The organism is Caulobacter sp. FW305-C-30-S16 (genome assembly GCF_058783025.1).
Window position 1 is genome coordinate 784,813 of record NZ_JBYSYH010000001.1, and the last position, 14,617, is coordinate 799,429.

The window sequence follows — 14,617 nt, forward strand, 5'->3', positions numbered from 1 at the left end:
TCGACGCTCTCCCCGACACGGCCATCAGAATTACAGTCAGCCCTTGAAATATATTCAACGAATACAATGAAGCGTCGTAAACCCTGTCTGTGCAGGCAAGTATTAGGCTTAATATCCGGGAACCATGTGCTGCCCGGGAGCTAGCCCCGGCGGTGCGCGCGGACGCCGGCCAGCCAGGCGTCCGCCACCACCCGGTCATCGCCCAGCACCATCAGGGCGTACAGAATCTCGCGAATATCGCTGACCCCCGCCAGCCGCCGGGCCAGCAGCGGCGTGGCCGCCGTATCGAGGGCGACGAAATCCGCCTCGCAGCCGACGGCGAAGCTGCCGATCCGGTCTTCCAGCCCCAGCGCCCGCGCGCCGCCGCGCGTCGCCAGCCAGAAGGCGCGCAGCGGGTCGAGCGGCCCGCCCTTCAACTGCGCCACGTTGCAGGCCGCTGCGGCCGTTCCCAGCATCGAGAAGCTGGTTCCCGCCCCGACGTCCGTGCCCAGTCCCACCGCAACGCCATGCGCCCGCGCGCGCGCCAGATCGAACAGGCCGCTGCCAAGGAACAGGTTCGATGTCGGACAATGGCTGATCGCCGCCCCGGCCTCGCTCATCCGGTGCAGAGACCGGTCGGTCATGTGGATGCAATGGGCGAACACCGAGCGGTCCGTCACCAGCCCGAACCGGTCGTAGACGTCCAGATAGTCGCGTGCGTCCGGGAAGGCCCGGGTCACCGCCTCGACCTCGCGCGGGTTTTCGGCCAGATGGGTCTGCATCCAGACATGGTCATGCGCGTGCAGGATCTCGCCCGCCGCCGCCAGTTGCTCCGGCGATGAGGACAGGGCGAACCGGGGCGTGACGGCGTAGCCCAGCCGGCCCCGGCGGCTCCAGTCGCGGATCAGGCCCTCGGTCTCCGTACGGCCGCGCGCGACCGTGTCGCTCAGGTCAGCCGGTCCGCGGTCCATCAGCGACTTGCCGGCGATCAGCCGCATGTTCCGCGCCAGCGCCGCCTCGAACAGGGCGTCGACCGAGGCGCGATGCACCGATCCGAACACCATCGCCGTGGTCGTGCCGTTGCGCAGCAGTTCGTCGAGAAACGCCTGGGCCGCCGCATCGGCATGCGCCCGGTCGGCGAAGGCCCGTTCCGCAGGAAAGGTCTTCTCTTCCAGCCAGTCGAGCAGTTGCCCGCTGAAGGCGGCGATCATGTCGATCTGCGGGAAGTGGATGTGGGTATCGACGAAGCCCGGGCTCAGCAGCCGGCCGGGCAGCGCCTCGACGACGACGTCGGCCGCGAGCGTCGGGGCGAGGTCGGCCCATGCGCCGCAGGCGGCGACATGGCCATCCTCGACCAGCAGCAGGCCATCTGCGTGGTGGACGACCGCATCCGGCCCCGCGCGGCCGGGATCGTCGAGGCAATGGACCAGGGCGGCGCGCCAGGCGCGGACATCGGACATACGCCTAGGTTGGACCCTGAGCCGCCGGTGCTGGCAAGGAAAAGCCGCGTCAGGCGGCGGCCAGGCCCAGACGCTTGCGGGCCTGCTCCCGTGGTCCGCCGGGCAGCGGCATACGGTCCGCCATCGCCCCGGCGGCGCGCACCAGCCGGCCTTCCCAGGGTTTCAGCCCCTGCCGGGCGTCCAGACCCAGAACCTCCCGTGTCCAGGCCGGCAGCAGTTCGACCGCCGCCCGGATGAACAACCCCTGCGCCGCCCGCAGCGGGCCGGGCAGGATCGCGGTCCGCCGCATGATGTCGAGGAACTCGCTGACGATCTCCGACCGCTCGAGCCTTGGCCGCATGGCCTCGAAACAGGCCTCCTGTGCGGCCACCGAGGTCGGCGCACCGGTGGCGCCGTAGAGCCGGGCCGCAGGCGCAGCCTCCGCGTAGAACCGGTCTCGCTCGTCGGCCGTCAGGGTGCGGACATACCGATGATAGGCTTCCATGAATCCGAACGACGCGGTCGCCTGAACCCAGTCGAGCAGTTCCGGATCATCCGCGCGATAGGGCTGGCCGTCCGGGGTCACGCCGCTGACCCGCCCGTGCATCCGTCCGATGCCGGCGATCATCGCCTCGGCCCGGCTGCGCGCGCCGTAGACGGTCACCATCGCGGCCATGCCGGTGCGTTTCATGCGGGGCAGGGGATCGGTGCGGAAGCTGGTGTGGGCCCAGACGCCCGACCGCACGCGCGGCTCGGCCAGCTCCAGCAGCACGGCGGTCACCCCGCCGATGAACAGCGCCACGGAGTTGCTGAACACGCGCCACGACACCGAGTCGGCGTCCGCCAGCGCCGGCTCGCCCGCCGGGGTCGTGAAGTCGAACGCCGGAACGCCCTCCGGCTGCATATAGGCCAGGGCGGCGGCGTTGATCCGGTCGCTGAGCGCGTTGGCCATCGGGCTGATCCTCACGAAAACAGTTTGCGTCACGTGGCGTCCGCCGGTCTAGGCGAAGGACCGGCAGTCTGATCAGTTGCCGCAAAGGGATGGAAGACGCACATGAACCTCGACCTGACGCCGCAAGAACTGGCCTTCCGCGACGAAGTCCGCGCCTTTCTCGACGAAGCCCTGACGCCAGAGCTGCGCCAGGCGGGCCGGATGGTCACCAGCGTGTTCGTCGACAAGCAGTACTCGATCCCGTGGCAGAAGAAGTTGCACGCCCGCGGCTGGGTCGCCCCTAGCTGGCCGGTGGAATACGGCGGCTGCGGCTGGAACGAGATGCAGCGCTACATCTTCGCCGCCGAATGCACGCGCGCCGGCGCGCCGTCGCTGTCGCCGATGGGCCTGCGGATGGTCGGTCCCTGCATCCAGAAATACGGCACGCCCGAGCAGAAGGCCTTCTACCTGCCGCGCATTCTCGCGGGTGAGGACTACTGGTGCCAGGGTTACTCCGAGCCCGGCTCGGGGTCGGACCTCGCCAGCCTGCAGATGCGCGCCGAGAGCGACGGCGATGACTACATCCTCAACGGCTCGAAGATCTGGACCACCCACGCCCACTTCGCCAACCGCATGTTCTGCCTGGTCCGCACCTGGTCGGGCGGCAAGCCGCAGCAGGGAATCACCTTCCTGCTGCTCGAGATGGATACGCCGGGCATCGAGGTGAAGCCGATCATCACCCTGGCGGGCGAGCACGAGGTCAACCAGGTGTTCTTCGACAACGTCCGTGTCCCCAAGTCGGGCCGCCTGGGCGAGGAGAACGACGGCTGGACGGTCGCAAAATACCTGCTCGAGTTCGAGCGTGGCGGCAGCTCGGCGCCCGGCCTGCGCGGCAGCGTGGCCAAGCTGAAGGCCATGGCGGAGAACGAGGTCTCGGACGAAGGCTCGCCGCTGATCGATGATCCGGACTTCCGCCTGCGTCTCGCCGAGGCCGAGATTCTGGTCGAGTCGATCGAGATCACCGAGCATCGGGTGATGTCGGCCCTGGCCGGCGGCAAGAACCCAGGTCCGGCCTCCTCGATGCTCAAGACCCAGTCGACGGAATGTACCCAACGGCTGGACGAACTGGCCATCGAGATCGCCAACCACTACGCCGCCGTCGACCAGCCGGAGGCGCGTGATCCCGGTTCGAACCAGACGCCGATCGGTCCCGACCACAGCGTGATCGCCATGGCCCGCTATCTCAACAACCGCGCGGCCTCGATCTATGGTGGCTCGAACCAGATCCAGCGGGACATCATGGCCCGGCTGGTGCTCAGGCTCTAGGAAGGCGCCGCCCATGGCCCACGCTGTCGCAACGATCGGAACCACGGACTGGGCGACGACGGTGGTCGCGGGGCGGCACAGCCTGGTGGTCGACGAGCCGCTGTCGCTCGGCGGGCAGGACGCAGGGCCCGCGCCCTACGACGTGCTCCTGGCCAGCCTCGGCGCCTGCACGGCGATCACCCTGCGCATGTACGCCGAGCGGAAGGGCTGGCCGCTGACGGCGGTCGAGGTGGACCTGAAACACTACAAGGACGGCGACCGGTCACACATCGATCGGGTGCTGCGCCTGACGGGCGTGCTCGACGACGCCCAGCGCGCGCGCCTGGCCGACATCGCCGAACGCACGCCGGTGACCCTGACGCTCAAGGGCGGGGCTGACATCGTCACCAGCCTGCATACAGAGGCGGCGGCATGAGCGAGGCGGACACGCCAAAGGCGCCGGGCAAGCTGACGGCCTTCGTCATCGGCGACGCCCCGCTGATCATCCGGCCGGCGCCGCTGGAGCGGGAGTGGATGCACGCCACCCACGACCGGTTCGCCTATCGCTGCCTGCCCCTGAACATCGCCAACGCTCACGGCTGGGAGATGCTCTCGCCGTCCGGCTTCTCGGCGGGCTGGACCGGAAAGCCGGGTCTCGACGCGGTGGTGGTCGGGCCGGACACCGGCACGTCGGCGCCGGCGATCAGCCATTTCGGCCACGGCATCCTGACCTTCCACATCCCGGCCCTGTTCCGCACGGAACCGGGCTACGACCTGATGATCCAGGGGCCGATCAACCGGCCCAAGGACGGCATCTATCCGCTCAGCGGCGTGGTCGAGACGGACTGGATGCCGTTCAGCTTCACGATGAACTGGGTCTTCACCCGGCCGAACGTGCTGCTGCGCTTCGAAAAGGACGAGCCGATCTGCCACATCTTCCCGGTCAAACGGGGCGAGGTGGAGTCCCTGCAGCCGGAGGTCCGCAACCTGTCGGACGACCCGGTGCTCAAGGCGGAATACGAGGCGTGGTCAGCGAGCCGAAACAACTTCAACGCTGATCTCAAGACCCCCGGATCCTCTGCCCAGGCCGAGAAGTGGCAGAAGATCTACGTGCGCGGCACGACTGAATCCGGCCAGGTCGAGGCCGCCCCGGATCATCGGACCAAACTGCGGGTCAAGCCGTTCCGGCGGGCGAAGTAGCGGCGCAAGCGCCCCATTTCGCCTCGCCGGCCGTTCCGGGTCGCCCCTAGCCGCGACCCGAGGTGGGGATGTCCTTGAAGGCGACATCCTTGTCCACGCGGATGTCGCCGGGCAGACCCAGCACCCGCTCGGCGATGATGTTGCGCAGGATCTCGTCCGTGCCGCCCTCGACCCGCGTGGCGGGCGAGCGCAGGAGCATCTGCTGGAAGCGCGCGCCGGCGGCCGCCTTGTCCGGATCGGACACCACGCCGCCCTGGCCCTGGAGGTCCAGCGCGTACATCGCCAGCTCCTGCATGGTCGCCCCGGCCACCAGCTTGCCGATGGAGTTTTCCGGTCCCGGCGTCTCGCCCTTCGACAGGGCCGAGATGGCCCGCATGCCGGTGTACTTCAGGCCGCTGGCCTTGACCGCGTAGCCGGCCAGCCGCGAGCGCACCGACCGGTCGTCGATGGCCAGGCCGTCCTCGGTCTGCAGGTTCATGCAGAAGTCGAACAGCTCCGGGAAGCCGGTCGGCATGCCCGAGCCGATCGACAGGCGCTCGTTCATCAAAGTGGTCAGCGAGACGCTCCAGCCCTGGCCCACCGCGCCGAGGCGCTGGCTGTCGGGGATGCGCACGTCGGTGAAATAGACCTCGTTGAAGCCCGACTGGCCGTTGGCCTGCTTGATCGGCCGGATCTCGATGCCCGGCGTCTTCATGCTGAGCCAGAACATGGTCAGGCCCTTGTGTTTGGCCACGGTCGGGTCGGTGCGGGTGATGACGATGCCGTAGTCGCTGTGCTGGGCGCCGCTGGTCCAGATCTTCTGGCCGTTGATGATCCAGTCGCCCGAGCCGTCCGTCGCCGGAACCGCCGCCGTCCGCAGACCCGCCAGGTCTGAGCCGCCGGCCGGTTCGCTGAACAGCTGGCACCAGATGTGTTCGCCGGACGCCAGCGGCGGCAGCAGCCGCTCCTTGGTCGCTTCGTCGGCCCAGGCCATCACCGTCGGGCCGCACATGCCGTGGCCGATGATGAACAGGCCGCTCAGCGCGCCGTAGACGCCCTCTTCCTGGCCCCAGATCACGCGTTCGATCGGCGTGGCGCCCCGGCCCCCGTACTCCTTCGGCCAGTGCAGGCAGGCCCAGCCAGCCTCGGCCTTCTTCTTCTGCCAGGCCTTGGCGACCTGGATCGGGTCGACGCTTTTCAGGCCATTGTTGCCGAAGCCGCCGCCCTTGAGCTCGGCTTCCAGTTCCTTCGGAGCGTTGGCCTCAATCCAGGCGCGGGCCGTGGCGCGGAAGGCGGCTTCTTCGGGTGTGTCGTCGAAGTTCATCTGTCCGTTCCTTCTTTACGCGGCGGCCGGAGCGTCGTTGCGCTGGCGCAGGCGGTCGATCAGCAGGTCTTCCCAGGTCGATTGCGAACCCAGCGCGAGGGCCAGGCCGTTCGAACGGCGGTAATACAGGTGGCAGTCGAAGGCCCAGGTGAAGCCCATGCCGCCGTGCACCTGGATGTTGTTCTTGGCGCAGTGCTGGAACGACTGGGTCGCCGAGACCCGCGCGGTGGCCGCCGCGACGGGCAGCTCCGACGAGCCGGTCGAGAGCGCCCAGGCGCCGTAGTAGGCGTTCGAGCGGGCCAATGTCGCCGACACATACATGTCGGCCAGCATGTGCTTGACCGCCTGGAACGAGCCGATCTGGCGGCCGAAGGCCATCCGCTCCAGGGCATAGTCGCGGCCCATCTCCAGCGCCCGGTCCGACCCGCCGACCTGTTCGAAGGCCAGCAGGATGGCGGCGCGGTCCATGACCTCGGCGGCCAGACGCCAGCCTTCACCCGCCGCGCCCAGCCGCTCGGCCGGGGCGTCGACGAACGTCAGGGTGGCCTGCCCGCGTGTGGGGTCGATGCTGTCGACGGCCGTACGCGTCACGCCCGGTCCGGTCAGGTCGACGAGGAACAGCGAGACCTTGCCGCCCTCGCGCGCCGCGACCACGGCGACATCGGCGATCTCGCCGTCGGCGACCGGGGTCTTGGTCCCGCTGAGCTTGCCGTTGGACACGCTGGCCTTGATGGATTTCTCGGTCACGCGGCCAAGGCCCTCGCCATAGGCGAAGGCGCCGATGGTCTCGCCGCTGGCCAGTTTCGGCAACCAGGCCTGCTTCTGGGCTTCGGAGCCCGCGGCCATCAGGAACTCGGCGACCAGGTAGATCGAGGAGGCCACCGGCACGGGCGCGATGGCGCGGCCCAGCTCTTCGGCGATCACGCACAGTTCGAGGTGTCCAAGGCCGACGCCGCCGTATTCCTCGGGGATCGCCGCGCCCAGAAAGCCCATCTCGCCCAGGCCGGTCCACAGCTCGCGGTCGTAGACCTGCTCGCCTTCAAGCACGGCCCGCACGGCTGACGGCGGGCATTTGTCGGCCAGATAGCGCCGCGCCTGGTCCTGCAGCTGCTTCTGCTCGTCGGAGAAATCGAAATTCATGCGGGCCTCCCGGGAACCTCAGTTCCCCCCACTTGAACCCCTTCACGCGAGGGCAGCCAAGCCCTCTCAGGAGTCCATCATGGCCCGACCTGTCCGGGCTGCCCGGAGCACAGTCGAGGATGTTGCCTCACGCTTCCGGCGTGGCACGATGAACCGGAGCGGCGACAGGGAAGGATCACGGCATGATCACCGTATTCGGCGGACAGACCTCGCGATCCCTCCGGGTCGTCTGGCTGATGGAGGAGATGGGCCTCGCCTACCGCCTGCAGCAGGTGGACATGCTGTCCGCGACCCCGGATGCGGCGCTGCTGGCGGTGAACCCGGCCTACTACATCCCGGCGATGCAGGACGGCGACGTCACCATGGTCGAGTCGATCGCCATCATGGAATACCTCATGGCCCGCTACGGCCCGACGCCGCTGGCGCCGGCGGCGGCTGATCCAGCCTTCCCGGCCTACCAGCAGTTCCTGCATCTGGGCGAAGCCGGCCTGGCGACCCTGATGATGGTTCCGGTGGTCAGCCGGTTCCTGGCGCCCGAGGCCGAACGGGACAACTGGGGCGCCCGCCAGGCGCTGTTCTGGGCGGAGAAGCGGCTGCTGCTGGTGAAGCGGCAGCTCGAACGGTCGACCTGGATCGCCGGCGAGGCCTTCACCGCCGCCGACATCTCGATGACCTACGCGCTGGAGTTCGGCCGCAGACAAGGCGTGGTCACGCTCGGCGATGCCGAAACCGCCTACCTCGAGCGCACCATGGGCCGCGAGGCGTATGGGCGTGCGCTGGCGAACTCCATGCCCGTGGACTGACGGCCGACTTCCGCGACGCCCTTGCCTGACGTTGGGTCGCGCGCGTCAGATGGCCGCCAACCACGAAACACGGGAGACGGCGGCATGGATCTGGGACTCAAGGGCAGGACCATCTTTGTCGCCGGCGCAAGCCGCGGCATCGGCCTTGGCATCGTCGAGGCCTGTCTGGCCGAGGGGGCGAAGGTCGCCATCACCGCCCGTGGCGCGGAGGCGCTGGAGGAAACCCGGGCACGCCTCGCCGCGCAGTACGGCGCCGACAACCTCTGGGCCATGGCCGGCGACCTGCGCCAGACCGACGTGATCGAGAAAGCCCTGGCCGGCGCCGAAGCCGCGCTGGGTGCGATCTACGGCGCGGTCGCCAATGTCGGCCTGCATCCGTGCCCGCCGGGCGCGGAGGTGGATGACGAGACCTGGGACGCCGGCTTCACCCAGAACCTGACCTCCGCCTGGCGGCTGGCGCGGGCGGCCTACCGCATGATGGGGCCGCGCGGCGAAGGCTCGGTGCTGATGATCAGCTCCATTGCGGGCCTGGGCGCCCTGGGCACGCCCCTGACCTACGGCACCGCCAAGGCGGCAATGAACCACCTGGGCAAGGAGCTGGCGAAGATCACCGGCCCAAGCGGTGTCCGCGTCAACACCATCGCGCCTGGCAACATCATCTTCCCGGGCGGCACCTGGCAGGAGCGGATGGACGGCCCGCGCGCGGCCAACTGGCAGCGCTGGATCGACCGCGAGGTGGCGATGAAACGCTACGGCCTGCCCGAGGAGATCGGTTCAGTCGCCGCCTTCCTCATGAGCCCCAAAGCCAGTTTTGTTCACGGGACCGTCGTTCCCGTCGATGGAGGTCAGACCCGATGAGCGTGACCATCACCATGGCGTCCGAGCCCTATGAGCATCTGGCCCTGCGCCAGGAGGGCGACGCCCTCTGGGTGACGATGAACCGCCCCGACAGCCTGAACGCCCTCAACCGTCGTCTTACGGCCGAGCTGCGCGACCTGTTCGTGAACCTCTACTGGCGACGCGACGTGCGCGTGGTCGTGCTGGCCGGCGCCGGCCCCGCCTTCTGCGCCGGCCTCGACCTGAAGGAGCGCAGCGACAGCAACGGCCAGCGTCGCATCGCCGACGGTCTGGATTCCCAGCGCAGCATCGCCGAGATCGTCATCGCCATGCGCCGTTGTCCGCAGCCGATCATCGCCTGCGTGGACGGCGCGGCGGCCGGTGGCGGCTTCGCCCTGGCCCTGGCCAGCGATGTCCGCATCGTCACCCCGAGGACGCGCATGAACGCCGCCTTCATCCGCATCGGCCTGTCGGCCTGCGATATCGGGGTCAGCTATTTCCTGCCGCGCATGGTGGGAAGTTCCGTGGCGGCCGAGTTCATGCTGACGGGCCGCTTCATCAGCGCCGACCGCGCCCATCAGCTGGGTCTCGCGAGCTGTGTCGTTGCACCCGACCAGGTTGAGGCCGAGGCCCGCGGCTTCGTGAAGGACATGTTGCACGCGACGCCGCTCGGCCTGCGCCTGACCAAGGAGGCGCTGAACCACGCCATCGACGCCAACGGTCTTGAGGCCACGATCGCCATGGAAGACCGGAACCAGATCCTTGCCAGCAGCGATGGCGACTTCGCCGAGGGAGTCCGGGCGTTCCTCGAGAAGCGGGAGCCGGACTACAGCAAGGCGAAGGGGTAGGGTTGGGTGCGTCCTTCGAGACGCTCGCCTGAGGCTCGCTCCTCAGGATGACGGGCTCCTGCGCCCTCACCCCTGATCGTCATGGTGAGGAGCGAGGCCCCGGCCGAGCGTCTCGAACCACGCAATCTTGCTCTGCAATCGCTTCGAGCCGACTGTGCGACAAAACAAGATGGGGAGGCACACATGGTCACGGTCACGCCCAACGCCTCGGGCTTCGGCGCCGAGATCACCGGCCTGAACATCGGCGCGCCGCTGCCCGCAGGCCAGCTGGCGACGGTCAAGGCGGCCTGGGCGGCGCATGGCGTGGTCTGGTTCCCTGACCAGCCGCTCGACCATGACCAGCTCGAAGCCTTCACGCTGCAGTTCGGCGACTTCGGCCTGGATCCGTACGTGAAGCCGCTGGCCGACCGGCCGCACATCCTCGAGGTCCGCCGCGAGCCGGACGAGACCAACAGCGTGTTCGGCGGCGCCTGGCACAGCGACTGGAGCTTCCAGGCCGCCCCGCCGGCGGCCACAATTCTCCATTCCAAGGTCATTCCACCGGTCGGCGGCGACACCGAGTTCGCCGACGGCTGCCGCGCCTACGAGGCGCTCAGCCCGGTGATGCAGGGCTTTCTCGACGGCCTGCAGACCATCCACTCAGCGACCCGGCCCTACGGCGCCAACGGCGTCTACGCGAACGAAAAGCCCGGTCGCAGCATGCAGATCATCAACTGCGTCGAGGCCGACAGTCAGCAGCAACACCCGCTGGTCCGCATCCATCCGGTCAGCGGCCGCAAGGCCCTGTTCGTCAACCCGATCTACACCCTGGGCGTGGCGGGCATGACCGAGGCGGAGAGCGAGAACCTGCTGTCCTTCCTCTACCGCCACATGCTGCAGGACCGGTTCGTCTATCGCCACAAATGGCGGCCCGATATGCTGATCCTGTGGGACAACCGCTGCTGTCTGCACAACGCGACCGGCGGCTATGACGGCCACCGCCGGGTGATGCACAGAACCACCGTTGCGGGCGAACAGCCCATTCCCGTTTTTGCCTGAGGACCTGACTTGGATTTCCAACTCGCCGAAGAGCACCAGATGCTCAAGGATCTGGTCGCGAAGTTCGTTCGCGACCAGCTGATCCCCCTGGAGCCCGCCGTGCTGGCGCGCGACGCCGCCGGGGAGTCGATCGCCCTGACCGCCGCCGAACGCGAGCCGATCGACAAGGTCAGCAAGGAGCTGGGCCTCTGGGGCCTCGACGCGCCCGAGGATGTCGGCGGCGCGGACCTGCCGATGGTCGCGATGGTCGGGGTCTATGAGGAGATGGGCAAGACGGTCACGCCCTATGTACTGCCGCCGGACTCGCCGAACCTCCGTATGCTGATGGCTACGGTCAACGACGAGCAGCGGATCCAGTATCTGGCGCCCTATGTGGCCGGCGAGGCGATCAGCGCGATCGCGATTTCCGAGCCCGGCGCCGGCGCGGACCCGGCGGGGATGATCACCAAGGCCGTGCGCGACGGCGATGACTGGGTGATCAACGGCCGCAAGATCTGGATCAGCAAGGCCAAGGAAGCCGACTTCACCGTCACCATGGCGGTCACCGACCCGGCCAAGGGCGCGCGCGGCGGCATCTCGGCCTTCCTGGTCGACAAGGGCACGCCCGGCTTCAACGTGCTGCGCGCCATCCCGATGATCGGCGGGCAGGTCACCTACGAGGTGGTCTACGAGGACTGCCGCGTGCCGGCCTCCAAGCTGCTCGGCAAGGAAGGGCAGGGGTTCGCCCCGATGCAGACCCGTCTGTCGACCCGGCGGCTGCAGATGGGTATCTGGGGCTACACCCTGGCCCAGCGCGCGCTGGACATGATGATCGAGCACGCCGGCCAGCGCGAAACCTTCGGCGCCAAACTCGCCGACCGCCAGGCTATCCAGTGGTGGGTCGCCGACGCCTCGACGAAGATCCACGCCGCCCGGCTGATGGCCTACGACATCGCCTGGAAGCTCGACCAGGGCCGCGACGTGCGCGTCGAGATATCCATGCTCAAGGTGTTCGGCACCGAGCTGGGCTGGGAGGTCATCGACCAGGCCATGCAGGCCTTCGGGGCCATGGGCATGACCAAGGAACTGCCGCTGCAGATGATGGCCGGCCAGATGAGGACGATGCGGATCTACGACGGTCCGAGCGAAGTCCACCGCTGGGTCATCGCCCGCGATAAGCTGGGGCTGAAGCGGTAGTCCCGCCTACGCCTTCTCCCGCACCTGTCTGGGCGCATAGATCGCCCAGTGGCGGCCGGACATGGCCAGGCGCTCGCGGCTGGAGACGGTGAAGTCGAGCGTCACGATCAGGTGGCCGTTCTTCTCCTCGTTGGCAACGACGACGCCCCGGGTCTCCAGCTGCTCGCCGTCGGTGATCAGGCCGTGCAGTCTCGCGTCGCTTTCCAGGTGGATCCAGGGGCCCAGCTTCACGGTCTGCGCCAGCACGTAGTTGGCGCGACGCAGCATGTAGGCGGGGTTGGCGATGTTGCCGCCGTCGAACAGGTCCGGATCCTCGCGGGTGTTCTGCAGGTGGGACAGGCCGACGTCGGCGAAATAGAGCTCCTTCAGCGTCCCCAGCACCAGCCCGACCGGCAGACTGTCCGGCGACGCCGGGGCGCGGTCTTCGGGTCGGGGCAGATCTCCTTCCGGCAGGATTGCCGGGACCGGCGCATCATCGGCGCGCCAGGCGGCGCCGCTCGCGCAGTCGAGGCCGCGCGCCGAAACAGCCAGCGCCAGCGACCCGTCCGGCTGTTCTTCCGCCGTCACCCGCGTCTCGTCGCCGTCGTAGACCGGCTTGCCGAACTTCGCGCGGATGCGCCCCTGGCTCAGCCAGTCGCGGCCCCACAGGGCGACCGGCGCGTGGGCCATGTAGGCGAACACGTCGACACCCGGCACCAGTCCGCCGGTGAAGCCGAACCGGCTGGCCACGTCGTCAGCATGGATCCGGTTCTCGCTGGCGGTCGCGGTGTTGAAGGCGGTGAGCGTGCGGTTGAGGGTCATGGCCGGGAGCCTAGCCGACACCCCCACCGCCGTCATCCTCGGGCCTGTCCCGAGGATCCCTCTCAAGTCGTCGCGAAAGCGTCAGGCCCGGGCGGCGCTGCTGCGACTGAACGAGGGGTCCTCGCCACAAGGGCGAGGATGACGGAAAAGGAACGGGATGAATCAGACCTTCGACTACATCATCGTCGGCGCGGGCTCGGCCGGGTGCGTGTTGGCCAACCGGCTCAGCGCGGATCCGCGCAACCGCGTGCTGGTGCTCGAGGCGGGCGGCAAGGACGACTGGATCTGGTTCCACATTCCGGTCGGCTACCTGTTCTCGATCGGCAATCCGCGCGCGGACTGGATGTACGAGACGCAGGCCGTGCCCGGGCTGAACGGCCGCAGCCTGAAGTACCCGCGCGGCAAGGTGATCGGCGGGTCATCCGCGATCAATGCGATGATCTACATGCGCGGCCAGGCGGCAGACTATGACGGCTGGCGGCAGCTGGGCCTGACGGGCTGGGGCTGGGACGATGTGCTGCCGCTGTTCCTGGCGCAGGAAGACCATATCGCACCGCCTACGAAGCATCACCGCTCCGGCGGGGAATGGCGGGTCGAGCACCCGCGCATGCGCTGGGCGGTGCTGGACGCCTTCGCGCAGGCCGCCGCCCTTGAGGGCATGGCGCCGGTGTCGGACTTCAACAGCGGCGACAACGCCGGCAGCGGCTACTTCCAGGTGAACCAGAAGGCCGGTCTCCGCTGGAGCGCCGCGCGCGGGTTTCTCAAACCGGTGCTCAGACGGCCCAACCTGAAGCTCGAGACTGGCGTGCGCGTGGACCGGGTGCTGATCGAGAAGGGCCGGGCCGTCGGCGTCGCCTGGACCCGGGACGGCCAGACGGTCGAAGCCCGCGCCTCGGGAGAGGTCGTGCTGGCGGCCGGGGCGGTCAACTCGCCCGGACTGCTCGAGCGGTCCGGCGTCGGCGACAGCGCCAGACTTCAGGCCCTCGGCATCGCGCCGGTCCGGCACGCGCCGGGCGTGGGCGAGAACCTGCAGGACCATCTGCAGATCCGGCCCGTCTACAGGGTGCGCGGCGTGCCGACGATGAACGCCCTCTACGCCTCGTTCTGGCGCCGCCCGCTGATGGCGCTCGAGTACGCCGCCCTGCGCCGCGGGCCGATGTCGATGGCGCCGTCACAGATGGGCGCCTTCGCCCGTTCGTCGCCCGACCAGGAAACGCCGAACCTGCAGTTCCACGTCCAGCCGCTGTCGCTTGAACGGTTCGGCGATCCGCTGCATCCGTTCCCGGCGATCACGATCAGCGTCTGCAATCTGCGTCCGACCAGCCGGGGCTCGATCCATACCAACAGCGCCGATCCCGCCGCCCCGCCGGTGATCCAGCCCAACTATCTCGATACCGACGAAGACGCCCGCGTGGCGGTCGACTCCCTGCGACTGGTGCGCCGGATCGTGGGCCGGCCGCCGCTGGCGCGCTTTCACCCGGACGAGATGAAACCCGGCTTCGCGGTCGATGACGAGGCCGGCCTGCTGGCCGCCGCCCGCGATCTGGGCACGACCATCTTCCATCCGGTCGGCACGGCCAGGATGGGCCTGGCGTCCGATCCGGCCGCCGTGGTCGATGCGCGGCTCCGGGTCATCGGAATCGCCGGCCTGCGGGTCGCCGACGCGTCGGTGATGCCGCGCATCACGTCCGGCAACACCAACTCCCCGACCATGGTGATCGCGGAGAAGGCGGCCCGGATGATCCTTGAGGACCGGCGATGAGGCCGTGGCCACGCCGTTTCGCACAATCGAGACGCTTGATTTCCCTAGCGTGCAT

Annotated in this window: 14 protein-coding genes; 9 read left to right on the forward strand and 5 right to left on the reverse strand. The window is 68.7% G+C overall.

Going from position 1 to position 14,617, the window contains the following annotated elements:
* Positions 1–140 precede the first annotated feature (140 nt).
* Positions 141–1,439, reverse strand: a complete 1,299-nt coding sequence (gene guaD, locus AC3WJT_RS03805) for a guanine deaminase (protein WP_492341735.1) — start codon at positions 1,437–1,439, stop codon at positions 141–143.
* 49 nt (positions 1,440–1,488) lie between these two features.
* Positions 1,489–2,370: an oxygenase MpaB family protein gene (locus AC3WJT_RS03810; protein ID WP_492341736.1), complete on the reverse strand. Its 882-nt coding sequence runs from the start codon at positions 2,368–2,370 to the stop codon at positions 1,489–1,491.
* Positions 2,371–2,472: 102 nt separating this feature from the next.
* Here AC3WJT_RS03810 and AC3WJT_RS03815 point away from each other — a divergent pair, with 102 nt between their 5' ends.
* From AC3WJT_RS03815 to AC3WJT_RS03825, 3 genes are read left to right on the forward strand one after another with little or no spacing between them, the layout of a single operon-like run.
* Positions 2,473–3,675 (forward strand): acyl-CoA dehydrogenase family protein, encoded by a 1,203-nt coding sequence (locus AC3WJT_RS03815; protein ID WP_492341737.1) that lies wholly within the window; start codon positions 2,473–2,475, stop codon positions 3,673–3,675.
* Positions 3,676–3,688: 13 nt separating this feature from the next.
* Positions 3,689–4,090 (forward strand): OsmC family protein, encoded by a 402-nt coding sequence (locus tag AC3WJT_RS03820; RefSeq protein ID WP_492341738.1) that lies wholly within the window; start codon positions 3,689–3,691, stop codon positions 4,088–4,090.
* Positions 4,087–4,854, forward strand: coding sequence for a DUF6065 family protein (locus AC3WJT_RS03825; RefSeq protein ID WP_492341739.1), 768 nt, complete (start codon positions 4,087–4,089; stop codon positions 4,852–4,854). Before AC3WJT_RS03820 ends, AC3WJT_RS03825 begins: the two co-directional genes overlap by 4 nt.
* Before the next feature lie 46 nt (positions 4,855–4,900).
* On the opposite strand, the gene AC3WJT_RS03830 is transcribed toward AC3WJT_RS03825, so the two are convergent.
* Positions 4,901–6,157, reverse strand: a complete 1,257-nt coding sequence (locus AC3WJT_RS03830; protein WP_492341740.1) for an acyl-CoA dehydrogenase — start codon at positions 6,155–6,157, stop codon at positions 4,901–4,903.
* A gap of 15 nt (positions 6,158–6,172) precedes the next feature.
* Positions 6,173–7,297 (reverse strand): acyl-CoA dehydrogenase family protein, encoded by a 1,125-nt coding sequence (locus AC3WJT_RS03835; protein WP_492341741.1) that lies wholly within the window; start codon positions 7,295–7,297, stop codon positions 6,173–6,175.
* 182 nt (positions 7,298–7,479) lie between these two features.
* On the opposite strand from AC3WJT_RS03835, the gene AC3WJT_RS03840 reads away from it, so the two are divergent.
* From AC3WJT_RS03840 to AC3WJT_RS03860, 5 genes are all read left to right on the forward strand, one after another.
* Positions 7,480–8,100 (forward strand): glutathione S-transferase family protein, encoded by a 621-nt coding sequence (locus AC3WJT_RS03840; protein ID WP_492341742.1) that lies wholly within the window; start codon positions 7,480–7,482, stop codon positions 8,098–8,100.
* Positions 8,101–8,184: 84 nt separating this feature from the next.
* Entirely contained in the window at positions 8,185–8,958 is a 774-nt protein-coding gene (locus AC3WJT_RS03845) for an SDR family NAD(P)-dependent oxidoreductase (RefSeq protein WP_492341743.1), read from the forward strand.
* On the forward strand, positions 8,955–9,785 hold the full coding sequence (locus tag AC3WJT_RS03850; RefSeq protein WP_492341744.1) for an enoyl-CoA hydratase/isomerase family protein: 831 nt from the start codon (positions 8,955–8,957) through the stop codon (positions 9,783–9,785). Before AC3WJT_RS03845 ends, AC3WJT_RS03850 begins: the two co-directional genes overlap by 4 nt.
* A gap of 183 nt (positions 9,786–9,968) precedes the next feature.
* Entirely contained in the window at positions 9,969–10,823 is an 855-nt protein-coding gene (locus tag AC3WJT_RS03855) for a TauD/TfdA dioxygenase family protein (protein ID WP_492341745.1), read from the forward strand.
* 9 nt (positions 10,824–10,832) lie between these two features.
* Positions 10,833–11,999, forward strand: coding sequence for an acyl-CoA dehydrogenase family protein (locus AC3WJT_RS03860; protein ID WP_492341746.1), 1,167 nt, complete (start codon positions 10,833–10,835; stop codon positions 11,997–11,999).
* 6 nt (positions 12,000–12,005) lie between these two features.
* Here the strand turns inward: AC3WJT_RS03860 and AC3WJT_RS03865 are convergent, their stop codons facing one another.
* Entirely contained in the window at positions 12,006–12,800 is a 795-nt protein-coding gene (locus tag AC3WJT_RS03865) for a hypothetical protein (protein ID WP_492341747.1), read from the reverse strand.
* Between the two features lie 157 nt (positions 12,801–12,957).
* Between AC3WJT_RS03865 and AC3WJT_RS03870 the strand changes: the two genes are divergently transcribed.
* A complete protein-coding gene (locus tag AC3WJT_RS03870; protein ID WP_492341748.1) occupies positions 12,958–14,562 on the forward strand; it encodes a GMC family oxidoreductase in 1,605 nt (534 codons plus the stop codon).
* Positions 14,563–14,617 lie beyond the last annotated feature (55 nt).